Origin of the sequence: Enterobacter cloacae complex sp. IR5422, from assembly GCF_049238165.1 — a bacterium.
GTDB classification, from domain to species: Bacteria; Pseudomonadota; Gammaproteobacteria; order Enterobacterales; family Enterobacteriaceae; genus Enterobacter; species Enterobacter roggenkampii.
The window spans coordinates 231,375-246,654 of record NZ_JBMKHT010000001.1 but is presented as its reverse complement, the minus strand read 5'-3'; the positions used below and the strand labels follow the sequence as shown (position 1 = coordinate 246,654).

General features: G+C 51.3%; 17 protein-coding genes. 5 read left to right on the top strand and 12 right to left on the bottom strand.

Annotated features, from left to right (window positions below; translation table 11 throughout):
* The first annotated feature begins 166 nt into the window (after nt 1-166).
* Entirely contained in the window at nt 167-637 is a 471-nt protein-coding gene (locus ACOTXT_RS01145; RefSeq protein ID WP_023293260.1) for a hypothetical protein, read from the top strand.
* 47 nt (nt 638-684) lie between these two features.
* Here the strand turns inward: ACOTXT_RS01145 and ACOTXT_RS01140 are convergent, their stop codons facing one another.
* The 11 genes from ACOTXT_RS01140 to ACOTXT_RS01090 all read right to left on the bottom strand — a co-directional run bounded on the left by ACOTXT_RS01140 (nt 685) and on the right by ACOTXT_RS01090 (nt 8,548).
* The gene (locus tag ACOTXT_RS01140; RefSeq protein WP_023293261.1) at nt 685-1,020 is read right to left on the bottom strand and encodes a hypothetical protein; all 336 of its coding nucleotides are present in this window, start codon (nt 1,018-1,020) and stop codon (nt 685-687) included.
* Between the two features lie 342 nt (nt 1,021-1,362).
* A complete protein-coding gene (locus ACOTXT_RS01135) occupies nt 1,363-3,498 on the bottom strand; it encodes a DUF927 domain-containing protein (RefSeq protein ID WP_004150965.1) in 2,136 nt (711 codons plus the stop codon).
* Nucleotides 3,498-3,863, bottom strand: a complete 366-nt coding sequence (locus ACOTXT_RS01130) for a hypothetical protein (RefSeq protein ID WP_001547832.1) — start codon at nt 3,861-3,863, stop codon at nt 3,498-3,500. The genes ACOTXT_RS01135 and ACOTXT_RS01130 overlap by 1 nt, the downstream gene beginning before the upstream one ends.
* Nucleotides 3,860-4,228: a hypothetical protein gene (locus ACOTXT_RS01125; protein WP_023293262.1), complete on the bottom strand. Its 369-nt coding sequence runs from the start codon at nt 4,226-4,228 to the stop codon at nt 3,860-3,862. The genes ACOTXT_RS01130 and ACOTXT_RS01125 overlap by 4 nt, the downstream gene beginning before the upstream one ends.
* Nucleotides 4,225-4,452 carry a hypothetical protein gene (locus ACOTXT_RS01120; protein WP_032676831.1) on the bottom strand — a complete coding sequence of 76 codons (228 nt, stop codon included), beginning with the start codon at nt 4,450-4,452 and terminating at the stop codon, nt 4,225-4,227. The genes ACOTXT_RS01125 and ACOTXT_RS01120 overlap by 4 nt, the downstream gene beginning before the upstream one ends.
* Nucleotides 4,445-4,630, bottom strand: coding sequence for a hypothetical protein (locus ACOTXT_RS01115; protein ID WP_023293263.1), 186 nt, complete (start codon nt 4,628-4,630; stop codon nt 4,445-4,447). The genes ACOTXT_RS01120 and ACOTXT_RS01115 overlap by 8 nt, the downstream gene beginning before the upstream one ends.
* Entirely contained in the window at nt 4,623-5,288 is a 666-nt protein-coding gene (locus ACOTXT_RS01110; RefSeq protein ID WP_391560966.1) for a host cell division inhibitor Icd-like protein, read from the bottom strand. Before ACOTXT_RS01110 ends, ACOTXT_RS01115 begins: the two co-directional genes overlap by 8 nt.
* Entirely contained in the window at nt 5,272-5,982 is a 711-nt protein-coding gene (locus tag ACOTXT_RS01105; protein WP_261243223.1) for a phage antirepressor KilAC domain-containing protein, read from the bottom strand. Before ACOTXT_RS01105 ends, ACOTXT_RS01110 begins: the two co-directional genes overlap by 17 nt.
* 7 nt (nt 5,983-5,989) lie before the next feature.
* Nucleotides 5,990-6,274 (bottom strand): helix-turn-helix transcriptional regulator, encoded by a 285-nt coding sequence (locus ACOTXT_RS01100; protein ID WP_126287080.1) that lies wholly within the window; start codon nt 6,272-6,274, stop codon nt 5,990-5,992.
* A gap of 211 nt (nt 6,275-6,485) precedes the next feature.
* A complete protein-coding gene (locus tag ACOTXT_RS01095) occupies nt 6,486-7,334 on the bottom strand; it encodes a hypothetical protein (protein WP_181530769.1) in 849 nt (282 codons plus the stop codon).
* The gene (locus ACOTXT_RS01090) at nt 7,331-8,548 is read right to left on the bottom strand and encodes a site-specific integrase (RefSeq protein WP_333164744.1); all 1,218 of its coding nucleotides are present in this window, start codon (nt 8,546-8,548) and stop codon (nt 7,331-7,333) included. The genes ACOTXT_RS01095 and ACOTXT_RS01090 overlap by 4 nt, the downstream gene beginning before the upstream one ends.
* 396 nt (nt 8,549-8,944) lie before the next feature.
* On the opposite strand from ACOTXT_RS01090, the gene ACOTXT_RS01085 reads away from it, so the two are divergent.
* Nucleotides 8,945-11,335 (top strand): glucose/quinate/shikimate family membrane-bound PQQ-dependent dehydrogenase, encoded by a 2,391-nt coding sequence (locus ACOTXT_RS01085; protein WP_023293268.1) that lies wholly within the window; start codon nt 8,945-8,947, stop codon nt 11,333-11,335.
* Between the two features lie 86 nt (nt 11,336-11,421).
* On the opposite strand, the gene cueO is transcribed toward ACOTXT_RS01085, so the two are convergent.
* Complete coding sequence (gene cueO / locus ACOTXT_RS01080) at nt 11,422-12,990, bottom strand: multicopper oxidase CueO (protein WP_055321616.1); 1,569 nt, start codon at nt 12,988-12,990, stop codon at nt 11,422-11,424.
* Nucleotides 12,991-13,135: 145 nt separating this feature from the next.
* On the opposite strand from cueO, the gene ACOTXT_RS01075 reads away from it, so the two are divergent.
* From ACOTXT_RS01075 to speD, 3 genes are all read left to right on the top strand, one after another.
* Complete coding sequence (locus tag ACOTXT_RS01075) at nt 13,136-13,483, top strand: YacC family pilotin-like protein (protein WP_014882582.1); 348 nt, start codon at nt 13,136-13,138, stop codon at nt 13,481-13,483.
* A 115-nt stretch (nt 13,484-13,598) separates the two neighbouring features.
* Nucleotides 13,599-14,468, top strand: coding sequence for a polyamine aminopropyltransferase (gene speE, locus ACOTXT_RS01070; RefSeq protein ID WP_008501952.1), 870 nt, complete (start codon nt 13,599-13,601; stop codon nt 14,466-14,468).
* Complete coding sequence (gene speD / locus ACOTXT_RS01065) at nt 14,469-15,263, top strand: adenosylmethionine decarboxylase (protein WP_333164741.1); 795 nt, start codon at nt 14,469-14,471, stop codon at nt 15,261-15,263.
* The last annotated feature ends 17 nt before the right edge of the window (nt 15,264-15,280 follow it).

The window sequence follows — 15,280 nt, the reverse complement described above, 5'->3', positions numbered from 1 at the left end:
GGCTCACGTCTGAGTGCCACTCTTCAAGATATACATAATAATCAATGAGTAAACACCTCTATGTTGTCGCAAACAGCAGCGAAAACAGGAGAACAAATAATTTACAAAAGCAGGAATAAACCATATTGTTTTGGTGATTACTTTTTACTCTGGACGAGGGATTAACATGTCTGACCACAACATCATGCAGGCTCTTTTTAACCAGCAGCGCATTCAGATAATGCATATCGGAAAGCATCACGATGAGTTCAGCAATGCTTACCTGTATGCCTGGGAGTCTGGAGTTTATCCAGCTCTCCATGATACGGACGGTAGCATCCCGCAAAAACCCCATGAACCCTTTGCCGATTTTTTCACTACCTCAAAGGAAAAAACACTTTTTCTTGCCAAGCGACTTGATGATGCATGGATAAAAAAAGAAAGGCTCACCTTCTACGCGCTAGAAGATGAACTTCAGGTTCGATACAAGCCTGAATGGGAACGAGGTGATCTCTTAGGAATTTGCCGATATTTTTACCTCGACCATCGTTTCGATCAGAAGTTCTGGGAGACGCTGATTACTAACGGAGAATGCCCCTCAGAAGCCCACGGCATTATTGATGTATTCGAACGGGGAGAAGATATTTATTTCATGTAGCCTTGACGGCCTGGAGAAACCAGGCCTTTTTTTGCTAAGCAGGATGATTATTCTTTATCCAGCCCCCACTGATAGAAAGCCCAGCTTGCTGTTGATTGTGCGCTATGGATAGCGTTCTCAAGGCCAGAGGTTGGGTACGACAAATCAGCCGCCATCCTCTGTAGAAGATCGAGGTAAGCGCTGGCGTCTTTCGACAACTCTTGCCCCCCTTCTTCCAGCCCAGACTGGTACGATTCCAGATCAAGTTTTTCAGAAGTGACAAAAGCGCTCAGAGCCAGAAAATCCGTCACCGTAATCTCATCTTTATTTGAAAGCTCATCAACGGCGCTGTAGAGAAACTTGAGATCGCTCATATGCCCGTTATCTTTGCCAATCAGTTTCATTAATGACCTCTTTATTTTTCACGTATATATACAAAACTATGTTGGTTCAGTCAGTTCAGTTGGTTCAATTTGTAAAGATTATTGTTTTATAAGGATTATTTTTCGATGAGTGAACCAACAAAGCCCCGATTTGAACCAACATTGGGTATTTTCATGTTGGTTCAGTCCATGAGGTTCTAAAATGTTGGTTCAAACTGCCCGTTTGTTGGTTCAAAACTGCTATTTGTTGGTTCAGTGTTGGTTCATTTTTTTGACATTAAACCCATATAAAACAGCCATATGAACATAACAAATAGACACTGAACCAACTGAACCAACATTAACAACCCTCACATGTGTAATTTATTCCTCTCCACCTTCCGCAACCTGGTGAAGCACATAAACGTTGATTTGACGCCCATCAATACGCGGGGATTTCTGCTGGTATCCACGCCCGCTGGACGGCTCAGAAAGCAAGCCAGCAGCGGCAAGCACGCGGGCAAACTGCCTGGCGTTAAAGCCCTGAGCTATCTCCTTCTCAAACGTTGCGGGGAACGTATAGAACACCAGCGGCGCATCATCATGGCTGCTTTTGCGCTTTCGATACCCGGCCAGATCGCGAATCGGCATACTGGAGGGATCATAGGGCAACGGTGCAAAGCGGCTTAAACCGTAGGCATTCAGGAACGCCTCGCACTGCTCGATGATCTGCTGGTGCTCTTTGTTACCAGTGCCGAACTCTTTCACCCAGGCGTTAAAGCTATGCTGGATAGCGTCACGGCTGGCCTGTTCACTCCATCCGGTGATTGATGCACCAGTTACCAGCGCGGCTTCGAGGATTGCAAAGCGTTCGGCCACGCGGTGTACCTGCTCACCGTAATCCGCCGGGATGAGGCCGCGCCAGCGCGTTTGCGCGTCACGTACCGCCTGTTTAGCCTCCTGCTGGTTAGCTGCCAGCCATTTAACCCACTCACGCCCCGCCGCCCCGTGGTTATCAATCCAGGCTTCTTTCAATGCGTCAGCATGAGCCTTGCCGTTTGGCAGACCGTTAAAGGCCGTCGATTTCTCCATAGGGATGTTGAGCAAGCGCACCAGTTGGCCCGCTTTCACTTTCAGCCCACCAGCAGCCAGGAAGGTTTCAATATCCATTTCCCCGGTACTGATCGCCACAGTGCGCCAGCGTTTAAGCTCCCGATTGCCGCCCTCTTTGGCTCCCTGCAACTTTCCGGCGCCGTTAAACAGGGTGTAAGCAGACGTGGCAACATCTTTGGCACTGCTGCCCTGTCCTACCTCATCAAGCGGTAACAGGCTGTCGTTATGCGCCTCCGCTTCGTTTGCTATGCCAAGCGCAGTACCGTACCAGGTAAGCCGCAACGCATCAGGCTCACCCCACAGGCTGCTCGCAATATTGGCGGTAGTGGTCTTACCGGCGCTCGACTGCTCGAACAAATGGACGCCGAAACCATCAGCACCCACCAGGCCAATAAGCGGCGCGGATAATGCCGCTGCCACGCCCAGCATCATGGACGGATTGCCCCCGGCCAGACGGGCGACGGAATCCCGCCAGGTAGCAGCAGTACCAGCAATGGCATACCCGGAAGATGCAGCGCTGCGACCGTTAAAGAGAATGGGCGTCTCTGGATCACCAATCACTTCACCATCAGGCATGATATATGCGCCATGATGCCAGCCAGTGGTATGGGTGATAATCCATTCCCGATCAGTGCCGCTTTGCTGCAACCAGTCGGCCAGAATCGCCCGGAAGGTGCTTTTAGTGGTTACATTCACCCCACCAGCTTTAAGTGAGCGCCAGCCGTCGCGCTCACCGATATCAGCACAGGGGATCGCCCTGGTAATATCTTCATGGCCACGCGGCGAACGCCAGCGCAAAACAAGATAGCGCTCTGCCCCGTCACTACCGGAGCCGACCACCTCAAGAGGCGAGCACAGCCACGTTTCGTTATTGATGATCTCGCCACTATCCTTGTCCACCTTTGGCGTGATCCAGTACAGGCCATCGCTGCGGCTTTCCACGCGGGGTTTGAGTTCATCGCCCGGTTCAGGCTTTGGCTCCCGTTTTTTCACAGGCAGGTTCACCACAATACTTTCCCCGCGTTCGGCCTCTTCTTTGAGACGTGGAAGCCTGCCCGTCCAGTCCTCCTTCGGCTGAGGCTCAAACATGCCATTAAACAGCCGGGCCTCTTTCACATCCGCCAGCGCCAGTTTGGTTGCGATAGTGCTTATCTGCATTTCGGAAAGCTCGCCAGCGCGGATCACACGAACACTGCGACGGCCGTTATCAACGATGTTTAATCGTTCCAGTTCTGCCAGTTGCCTTTTGCCCAGATAAACAGGCGGTACATCATCCCATGCCCTTTTACCTTCGCTCTCGATCCAGTGCTGCACATGTGAATAGGCATCTTCACCCGCAAAAATAATCGCCTCGGTAAATTTGTCTTTCGGCAGGAATTTAATATTCGGGGCATTCTTCATCTTCATCAGTGCAACACCTTATTGGACATATCCGCGCCCAGGTCTTCATGCAGGTACTCAAGGTGGCAGCTTTTCACTATCTGCAACCCCATTTCGTTAATATCGCCATCGTCGGTAAAGCAGGTCAGCAGAATATCCCGCAAACGCCTTAACCCCTCATCGCGCCCGAACTCTTCAAAGCAGCCAAAAATCATATACTTCATCAATACGTTTTCAGTTACGCGCGGCTCCAGCGTGAAGCGATAGCGGGCCATATACTTATCGCTTTCCACCAGCAAGGTTGCCGAACCGGTTTCCGCTGTCTGGTGAGCAATACAGGCTTCGGTCAGTTTGCGGAACAATGGGCCTATCACTTCAAAAATATCGGTCATTGTGGGATACCTCCGCTCATCTGAAATTTGCCAAGTAATGGGTGATACCAATACGCCGATCCATATTTGCGCTTCGCGCTGCGAAGAACCTGCCTCGCCGCCTCTCTGAATTTGCTATCTGGCGCAATAAAGCCACCAGCTTTCATCCTGACCAGCATCACGCCCGTGTTTTTTGCCAGCTCTTCGGCTTTTTTCGTCGATATGCCGAACTCAGCCGCCAGCGTGGCGACCGGGGCCATACCGGGAGGAATATCTCCCCCCTGGCTTTCGGTGAGTGTGCGCACCTGCTGTTCTAACTCCAGGACGCGGTTAACCAGCAAATCGACACGGTTTTCCAGTTCGATAAATTTCACATTGCTGATCATTGTCTTGCCCCCTGTGATTCAGGGTATGAAAAAGTAGAAATATCCAGTGAGTTTGCCAGTTCATCAGAAAGGCGTTGAGCCAAGCCCGTTAAACTCATTACATGGATACGCTCTTCCTCGCCTCTGATAGTCGCAAGGTAAGCAGCACATGACAGAAGCGCGGCAACCTCTTGCGCCAATAACAGCAAATCTTTATTGCTGCGGTAGGTGTAAAAGTTATCCATTTAGTACCCCCGTTGAGTTCTGCTCGACCATGCTTGCCGCCAGTTGATCCGATACTCGTCTAGCCAGGCTGATAAGGTTTTCCCGCTCAACATGATCAACGTCGCATTCTTCGACAACCATCAATAAAGCTGCCAGTTCACACGCTATCGACGTGGTTTTATCCGTTAACTCACGCATGGCGCACCTCCATAATCTGAAATGCGTGGAACGGCAGGCGGGCAGCGAAAATGAGGGTTACGCCGGGCATGGTGTCTCGGGCTTCCTGCTCACTGGATGCGTTGACGTAGATCACCAATGGTTTGGCGGTAGGGTAGCGCTCAGAGGTGGAGAGAAATCTCCATGTAAATTTCGGGCGAGTTTGGGTATGCTGTTGATCAGCCATAACTGTTACCTCGAATAACTGTTTGGTTAGAGGCCCGGTTAGTGCTGGTAACACTGCCGGGCTTCGCGCTTTACAAGTGTCAGACACGTGATGTACATTGACTGACACAACGAAGATTACGCCGAGTGTCAGACACATGTCAAACATAAAAATGCCGAGAGGCAATAAACAAATCGCTTTCCGTGTAGATCCTGCTTTAGAGGAAGCCATGATGGTGGCAATGAAAGAGGATGGTGACGCGACCTTATCGGCTTGGTTAAAGCGGATTGTCAGAAAAGAATTACAGCAGCGCGGCATTGAGCAAAAATCCTGAATGAAATCAGCTGGCGCAAAATTGTGCCGGGTGAAGCTTTGACCACCTTCAATAAGCCTGGTATTCTGGTTCAGCTTTAGTTTTTGGTCGTAACATGGGCAGCTCTGCAAAGCTGCCTTTGTTTTATTTAGCGCCAGCATTCGACACCTCCGGTAATACACCACCCACGATCAGTTTCTTCGTTAACCACTGCTCACCTTTACCGCTCAGCATCGTCGTGAATGACGCTCGGGTTTCTCCGTGGGCATCGTATGTGCTCTGGCGAACGGCAAAATAGCCACGCTCGATATAACGCTGCATTGGTAAGTTATGTCGCTGACCGCCGCTAATCAGTATTTCCTGCTCACGCATCCACTCGAATAGTTTGATGGGGCCAAGCCCTACGGCCTTGGCGTAATTCGGTATGGAGATGCCTTTTTTAATATCGGCAACGCGATCAGCAAAATCGATTTTGGGGGCCGCATCGGCGAGCTGGTTCTGTAACCGAAGAGTCGTTTCGGCTAAATCAGCGGCATGCCGAAGAGCCTGAGGATAATCAGCAGGCAAAGCACACTTACTCTCCAGCTCACGAAGGCGCTTAATTACGCGAATACGAATAATTGCGCTGTATCCTGTAATTAGGCACTCAGTGTGTTCTCGGTCGAGTAAATATTCAGTCTGCTGGCGGTTCATGCGATCCCGATAGATACGCTGAAATTTCAGCGCATCTTCTCCCAGCTCATCAAGCATGCGCCGAATATCAACAGTAACGTTTTTATGCTCTTTACCAGTAAGGTCGGCAATTTCTCTGCTTGTCATTTTTAGCGAGGGTGTGCCTTGAGTTAACAGATTCATAGGCACCTCATGCAGATTTGCGATTGTAGGGGTTGTTTACGTTCTCAACTGCTGGCGGGTTACGAACCCACCAAAGAACGTCAGAAAGGAGCCATGCGCAGCTGTTACGCCCAAAATGGCAGCGGGTAGGAAACTTACTCTCATTTTCCATGTTCCAGCGAGTGGAACGGGAAAGGCTGGTGATCTCAAAGCATTCCGCTTCGCGGATACGACGATCATATTTAAAACCATAATCCTCAAGGATTTGGCGACGCTGTTCAGCGGTTGGCGGGTTGAAAATAGTAGTTAACATGCTTCCTCCAATTAACGCATTCAGAAGGATGTTTTCCTGTCTGTTCTGGCGTTATTTGGATTTTGCGTTAATTATCTAAAACACATAATTGCCGTAAAAAACGATAAAAAACACATTTGTACCCCATTGATGGAAAAGGATGAAAGTGATGGGTAAAAACACCATTGGGGTAAAACATTGTGCTTACCTTGATTTTACCCCAATGCAAATTTCATCTATTATCAACCGGTGATTGTTGAATTCGCGAACGAACTTCTTCCAATGTAATTTCCTCATTCAGCATGACGCTACTTATTGCCGCTGTAATATTATAAAGTGGTGAGTCAAAATACTTTAAAAAGAACGCAGAAACTTTTCTCACCATGTAAACAGACATTACGTCATTTTTTCTTTTAATAATTGAAACTGGCTTATAGTTTGCAGACTCTCGGAATAAATCCTGTAACGCTGATGACATCTCTACGGGAGGAACACCATATCGCGTCCAAAAGCTTGACACCTCATGTTGTTCACTATCCTGATAAAAATGCCCTTTGAGTTCAAAAAAATTGCTTAATTCATTCTTTGCCAATAATTTCTTTTCTTCGTCAAGTTCAGAAATAAACCTATCGAAATAGCCATAATACCTCATATAGTGAGTGACATTTTTATCAAGAGGTGTATTCGCCATCTCAAAATATAACTCTTTAGCAAGTTTAGATATTTTCGAAACCTTTAACTCCTTTTCTTTTTGAGTTAAAGAGTCCCAGTCGCTTGGGCCTTTTGATGCTTCAGACAACTCATTGAAGAACTCTAAAAATAGCGGTGTCTGCGGCGTGTATTTTTTAAAATGGCGTGAAAGTGGAGACCAGACCTTTTCCATTCTTTTGTCATGCATCAATTTTTCAAGACACTCTTTCTGAGACAGCCCTTCTCGCCAATTCTTTATGTCTAACTTAAGCCCCTGAGCCTCCAATTCCTCTGGTGTTTCTATAGGGGTAGGAGTTTTAAAATCAGAAACAAGCCCACTAAAGTAAATTTCGGTAATTAACTGGGGCACATAATCAGGAATGTTTTTCATCTTTTCACCTTAAACAGGTAAATATTTTCATTTGAAATTAAAGAGTCAAGGCGTTCATGCCACTTATTGAGAGCATCAAGTTTTTCAGGTAAATAAAGGCTTCGGTTATAGATAGCCATCACTCCAGGCAATGCATGCCCCAATAAAAGCTCAACAATGTGCGGCGCTATGCCCATGTTGTTTAACCCAGTGGAGAACGTCCGGCGTAAATCATGGAGCGTCCACGGTTCTTTATGATGAAAATCACCAAAGAGCCTGCGCCCTTTCAGTGAGACAGCCTGTCGGGTGCGCTCTTCACCCAGCAGCAGTCCTGTTTTCCCTGTTTCACGCTTCAGTTCTTCTAACCATGGCCGTATAGCTTCAGGGATTGACCGTACGATCTTCTCACGTGTTTTGCTGTGCTCTTTGGGTACCGTCCATATCCAGGAGGTGAAGTCCCACTCAGTCCAACGAGAGAGACGGACTTCCATTGTTCGCGCACCGAACAATACAAGCAGCTTAAGCAGCCGTGAATAATATGGCTGCTGATCTTCACTGTATGTGCATCTCCATACATCAGCTAGTTCGCTATCAGATAGCACACGGTCGCGCTGCCCTGATGGCTGGCCCACATCCTGAATAGTGAGAATTGCCAGTGCATCACTAGAAGCGTAGCGACGCACCTTACAGAAACGTAATGCCTGTTTAGATATCTGGAACATGCGTCCAGCGGTCATGGGTTTCGTCTGGTTGATTTCATCAAAACAGGCCACCCAATGGCGGGTTTCACATCGTGTCAGAGGATAGCGCCCAAGACGTGGATAAATATGCTTACGCAGCTGAGCCCTCACAAGTTCCTCGTCACTGCGTTTTCTCCTGGCATAATTCACCAGCCAGTATTCGAGGGCATCTTTTACTGTTACGGGTTTAAGGGTTTCTTCGGTGCTCAGTTCAATCTCGGTTTTTGGATCAAGACCACCAGCAAGCCATTGACGGCATTGCTCACGCTTCTCTCTGGCGAGCTTTAGCGACATATCCGGATACCGGCCAAGCGTGAGACGTTCAAGCTTACTTCCGCGCCCACCTAGTCGATAAGAAAAAACCCAGCTTAACTGGCCCAGCTTTGACGCTTTCACGCTAAGCCCTTCACCATCTGCAAACATGGCTGGAGCCTCACGTTCGACGCTCTGGAGTGCCTTTAACTTTTTATCACTCAGCTTGTTAGTGCCCGCCATACCTGCTCCGGCCGTTGCGATTGATACACCGATTGATACACCGTTCGTTGTTACAGTAAAAAAATGCGCATAAACACACGAACAAAAACAAATGTATATTATTGATAATAAATATCAAATTAGAAAAAACACGAAACCATGAAAAAGCATAAAAACACCAAGTTTTTTGCTTCAACAGTATGTTTCATATTACTAACCAAATGATTTTAATGAAAATCTCTCAATACGGATGAGTTAATATCCAGCACTGATACGCAAGCCAGCCATTATATCAGCAAATGGATAACCCTGGCGTATGAGTTATAAAAAGCAAATATTGTGATTCCGATCACACTTGTTAATACCTATAATTAGTTGCTAGCAAATTATTAACAAAAACTGACGAGTACACTTTCTATGGCTGAAACAAACTCTAAACAGCCGCGTCTACTGGTGACATTAACAGCGCTATTCGCCGCCTTCTGCGGCCTGTACCTGTTAATCGGTGGCGTCTGGCTGGTCGCGATCGGCGGCTCCTGGTACTACCCGATTGCGGGCCTGGTTATGCTTGGCGTAACCGTCCTGCTCTGGCGTAGAAAACAATCTGCACTGTGGCTGTATGCCGCACTCCTTCTTGCCACCATGATCTGGGGCGTCTGGGAAGTCGGCTTTGACTTCTGGGCGCTGACGCCGCGCAGTGACATCCTGGTCTTCTTCGGCATCTGGCTGATCCTGCCGTTCGTCTGGCGTCGCCTGATCGTGCCGTCCAGCGGTGCGGTCGCGGCGCTGGTGGTAGCGTTGTTAATCAGCGGCGGTATCCTGACCTGGGCTGGCTTCAACGATCCGCAGGAGATCAACGGTACGCTGAACGCAGAATCGACGCCTGCGGCGGCGATCTCTCAGGTTGCTGACGGCGACTGGCCTGCCTATGGCCGTAACCAGGAAGGTCAGCGCTACTCTCCGCTGAAGCAGATCAACGCGGACAACGTTAAAAACCTGAAAGAAGCCTGGGTATTCCGTACCGGCGATCTGAAGATGCCGAACGATCCGGGTGAACTGACCAACGAAGTGACGCCAATTAAAGTCGGCGATATGCTTTATCTGTGTACGGCGCACCAGCGTCTGTTCGCGCTCGACGCGGCCACCGGTAAAGAGAAATGGCACTTCGATCCGCAGCTGAACTCCAACCCGTCCTTCCAGCACGTGACCTGCCGTGGCGTCTCTTATCACGAAGCGCGCCCGGATAATGCGAGCCCGGAAGTCATTGCCGACTGTCCTCGCCGCATCATGCTGCCGGTGAACGATGGTCGTCTGTTCGCCATCAATGCCGAAACGGGCAAGCTGTGCGAAACCTTTGCCAACAAAGGTATCCTGAATCTGCAGACCAATATGCCGGACACCACGCCGGGTCTGTATGAGCCGACCTCCCCGCCCATCATCACCGATAAAACCATCGTGATTGCCGGTTCGGTAACGGATAACTTCTCTACCCGTGAAACCTCCGGCGTTATCCGTGGTTTCGACGTGAACACCGGTAAACTGCTGTGGGCCTTCGACCCGGGCGCGAAAGATCCGAACGCGATCCCGTCGGACGAGCACACCTTTACCTTTAACTCGCCAAACTCCTGGGCACCAGCGGCGTATGACGCGAAGCTGGACCTGGTCTACCTGCCGATGGGCGTTACTACGCCAGATATCTGGGGCGGTAACCGCACGCCGGAGCAGGAGCGTTATGCCAGCGCTATCGTGGCATTGAACGCGACCACCGGTAAGCTGGCCTGGAGCTACCAGACCGTTCACCACGATCTGTGGGATATGGATATGCCGTCCCAGCCGACGCTGGCGGACATCACCGTTAACGGCAAAACCGTACCGGTGATTTACGCTCCAGCGAAAACCGGCAACATCTTCGTGCTGGATCGCAGCAACGGCAAGCTGGTTGTGCCTGCACCGGAAAAACCGGTTCCGCAGGGTGCGGCGAAAGGCGATTACGTCAGCAAAACCCAGCCGTTCTCCGATCTGAGCTTCCGTCCGAAGAAAGACCTCAGCGGGGCAGACATGTGGGGTGCCACGATGTTTGACCAGCTGGTGTGCCGCGTGATGTTCCATCAGCTGCGCTATGAAGGCATCTTCACGCCGCCTTCTGAGCAGGGCACGCTGGTCTTCCCGGGTAACCTGGGGATGTTCGAGTGGGGTGGGATCTCCGTTGACCCTAACCGTCAGGTCGCGATTGCCAACCCAATGGCGCTGCCGTTCGTTTCCCGTCTGATCCCACGCGGTCCGGGCAACCCAATGGAGCAGCCGAAAGACGCGAAAGGCAGCGGTACCGAAGCCGGTATTCAGCCGCAGTATGGCGTACCGTTCGGCGTGACGCTGAACCCGTTCCTGTCGCCGTTCGGTCTGCCGTGTAAACAGCCTGCCTGGGGTTACATCTCCGGTCTGGATCTGAAAACTAACCAGATCGTCTGGAAAAAACGTATTGGTACGCCACAGGACAGCATGCCGTTCCCAATGCCGGTTCCGGTGCCGTTCAATATGGGTATGCCAATGCTGGGTGGCCCAATCTCCACCGCCGGTAACGTGCTGTTCATCGCGGCAACCGCAGATAACTACCTGCGCGCGTACAACATGACCAACGGTGAAAAACTGTGGCAAGGCCGTCTGCCAGCGGGTGGACAAGCTACGCCGATGACCTATGAAGTGAATGGCAAGCAGTACGTTGTCATCTCCGCGGGCGGTCACGGCTCGTTTGGCACGAAGATGGGCGACTATATTGTCGCGTATGCGTTGCCTGACGAAAACAAGTAACTGAAAAGCCCGGTGGCGCTTACGCTTACCGGGCCTATGGATACGCTATGCAGGCCGGGTAAGGCGAAGCCGCCACCCGGCTTTTTTTATACGGTAAAGCCCAGCATCATCCCCGTATCTTCATGCTCCAGCAGATGGCAGTGCGCCATATAGGCAAACTCCTTCGGCGCATCGTGGTCAAACTTCACCAGCACCTCGCTGACGCCGCCTTCCACCTTCACCGTATCCTTCCAGCCCGCGCGATGCGCGTCCGGCGCTTTGCCGTTCTCAGAGAGAATGCGGAACTGCGTGCCGTGGATATGGAACGGGTGCAGCATCATGTCCCCTTCACCTGAAATCACCCAGCGCTCAAGCTGCCCTTTTGTCGCAGCAAACATCGGCATGTTCATATCGAACGCTTTGCCGTTGATCATGTTGGCGTTGTGGAAATCAAAGCCATGATCGCCGTGATTCATGTTCCCCATGCCGCCCATGTTGCCGTGGTCCATGTTCATGTGACCCATCATCTGCCCGTGATGCATCCCCGCCATCGCCTTATCGCCATATTTCGCCATCAGCGCCTGCATGCCCATCATATCGAGCATCGGATTCATGGAGAGCTGCAGTTTCCGTTGCGTAAGCCCATCCAGCGACGGAAGTGCCGGCAGCGTGGTTAACGTATCAGGGAGCGTGCCGGAAGCGGTCACCCGTAACGGCTGGATACGCAGCACCGGATGCGGCTTGTCAAACGGCGCGACCGCCATCCCCATCTGGCTAACCGGCAGGGTCACAAGATCGAACGGCTTGCCGTCGCTGATATCCACCAGCACCTCAAAGCGCTCCCCCATCAGCATCGGCAGTTCGTTGACCTTCACCGGCTCAGGCAGCAGCCCGCCGTCGCTGGCGACCACGTACAGCGGACGCTTATCGCTGGTGGCGAAGTTGAGGGAACGCGCGTTACAGCCGTTAAGCAGACGCAGGCGCAGCCAGCCCTTCGGCGCGGCGTGCTGAGGATAAATGGCGCCGTTGGTCAGCAGCGTGTCGCCAAACCAGCCTACCGCCGCGCTCATCACGTCCAGCTGGTAGTCAATTTGCCCGTCAGCGGTGAATTTCTTGTCCTGCACAATCACCGGCACATCGTCGATGCCCCACTGCTTCGGCAGGCGCAGCAGTCGGCTTTCGTCGTCTTCAATCAGCACCAGCCCCGCCAGCCCCATCGCTACCTGATGGCCCGTTTTGCCATGCTGATGCGGATGGAACCAGCAGGTCGCGGCGCGCTGGTTGGGCGTAAAGGTGACGCTGCGCGTGCCGCCCGCTTTGATGATGCCCTGCGGCCCGCCGTCTACCTCGCCCGGCACTTCCAGTCCGTGCCAGTGCACCGTCGTCTCTTCAGCAAGCGTATTGTGGATATCCACCGTCACCGCTTTACCTTTGCGCAGCTGTAGCGCAGGACCGAGAAGATTGCCGTTATAGCCCCAGGTTGTCGCGTTGTGCGCACCGAACAGCGTGTTACCGGACTGAACGACAAGCTGGATACGGCTGCGGGCGTCAGCGGTCAGCAAATCAGGGATGGGTAAGGTAGGCCTGTCAGTCGCGAAAACCGCACGGCTCCAGAGGGGTAAGGCGCTGGCAGCCCCCAGCGCCACGGAATATTTTAAAAAATCACGACGTTGCATGTTCATTTCCTTATTTCCAGCAGGCGATCTTTTGAGCATAAACCCTCCCCTTACCGGAAGGTCAAGTAAAGCGGCAATAATAAAGATCGTCGCACTGGCACCAAGTATGCTAACGTTAATTTTCCGTGAAGAAGTGGTAGAAGCAATGAAGACGTTTTTCAGGACAATTTTGTTCGGTAGCCTGATGGCAATGTGTGCGAACAGCTATGCGCTCAGTGAAAATGAAGCGGAAGATATGGCCGATTTAACGGCGGTTTTTGTATTCCTGAAAAATGATTGTGGCTACCAGAATTTACCCAACGGGCAAATTCGCCGCGCGCTGGTCTTTTTTGCCCAGCAGAACCAGTGGGATCTCAGCAACTACGACAGCTTTGACATGAAGGCGCTCGGCGAAGACAGCTACCGTGACCTAAGCGGTATTGGCATTCCCACGGCTAAAAAATGCAAAGCGCTGGCTCGCGATTCGCTCAGCCTGCTCGCCTACGTCAAATAACCTTCCCGACGCCTCCTGTTAAACCTATAGCCGTGCAACCACGGTTATAGTTAGCTATCATGTTTCGCTCATTTTTTGTGAGCGTAACGGATGTTAACAAAGGAGGAGTCCGCGTATGGCCGACCACACGTTGTGGCATGAAACACTGCATGACCAGTTTGGTCAGTACTTTGCCGTTGATAACGTGCTCTATCATGAAAAAACCGATCACCAGGATCTCATCATCTTCGAGAATGCTGCCTTTGGCCGCGTGATGGCGCTGGACGGCGTGGTGCAAACGACCGAGCGAGATGAGTTTATCTATCATGAGATGATGACCCACGTCCCGCTGCTGGCGCACGGCCATGCAAAGCATGTCCTGATTATCGGCGGTGGCGACGGTGCAATGCTGCGCGAGGTTTCCCGCCATCGCTCGATTGAAACCATCACCATGGTGGAAATCGATGCGGGCGTCGTCTCGTTCTGCCGCCAGTACCTGCCCAACCACAATGCCGGTAGCTATGACGATCCGCGTTTTAATCTGGTGATTGATGACGGGGTTAACTTTGTTAACCAGACAACCCAGACCTTTGACGTCATTATCTCCGACTGCACCGACCCTATCGGCCCTGGCGCGTCGCTGTTTACCTCCTCGTTCTACGAAGGCTGCAAGCGTTGCCTGAACCCGGGCGGGATCTTCGTCGCCCAAAACGGCGTCTGCTTCCTGCAACAGGATGAAGCGCTGGATAGCCATCGCAAGCTCAGCACCTATTTCGAGGATGTCAGCTTCTATCAGGCGGCCATTCCGACGTACTACGGTGGGATCATGACCTTTGCCTGGGCGACGGATAACGACGTATTACGTCATCTTTCCACCGAAATTATTCAGGCCCGCTTCCATCAGGCAGGTCTACAGTGCCGATACTACAATCCGGCTATTCATACCGCAGCGTTTGCTCTGCCGCAGTACCTGCAAGACGCATTATCCACTAAGGGGGTGAGCTAATTGAAAAAGCTTAAACTGCATGGCTTTAACAACCTGACCAAAAGCCTGAGTTTTTGTATTTACGATATCTGCTATGCCAAAACAGCGGAAGAACGCGATGGTTACATCGCCTATATCGACGAACTCTACAACGCCAACCGTCTGACCGAGATCCTGTCAGAAACCTGTTCCATTATCGGCGCCAACATCCTGAATATTGCCCGACAGGATTATGAACCCCAGGGCGCCAGCGTGACCATACTGGTCAGCGAAGAGCCGGTCGATCCGAAGCTTATCGACAAAACGGAACATCCGGGCCCGCTGCCGGAAGTGATGGTTGCTCACCTGGATAAAAGCCATATCTGCGTCCATACCTACCCGGAGAGTCACCCGGAAGGCGGGCTGTGTACGTTCCGTGCCGATATTGAAGTGTCGACCTGCGGCGTGATTTCCCCGCTGAACGCGCTGAACTATCTCATCCACCAGCTGGAATCGGATATCGTCACGATTGATTACCGCGTGCGCGGTTTTACCCGTGATGTTAACGGCATGAAGCACTTCATCGACCACGAGATCAACTCTATTCAGAACTTTATGTCCGAGGACATGAAGTCGCTGTACGACATGATGGACGTGAACGTGTATCAGGAAAACATCTTCCATACCAAGATGTTACTTAAGGAGTTCGACCTTAAGCACTATATGTTCCACACGAAGCCGGAAGATTTGAGCGAAGAAGAGCGTAAGGCGATTACTGACCTGCTCTGGAAAGAGATGCGCGAGATCTACTACGGCCGCAACATTCCGGCCGTGTAAGTGTTGCCCGGAGCAGG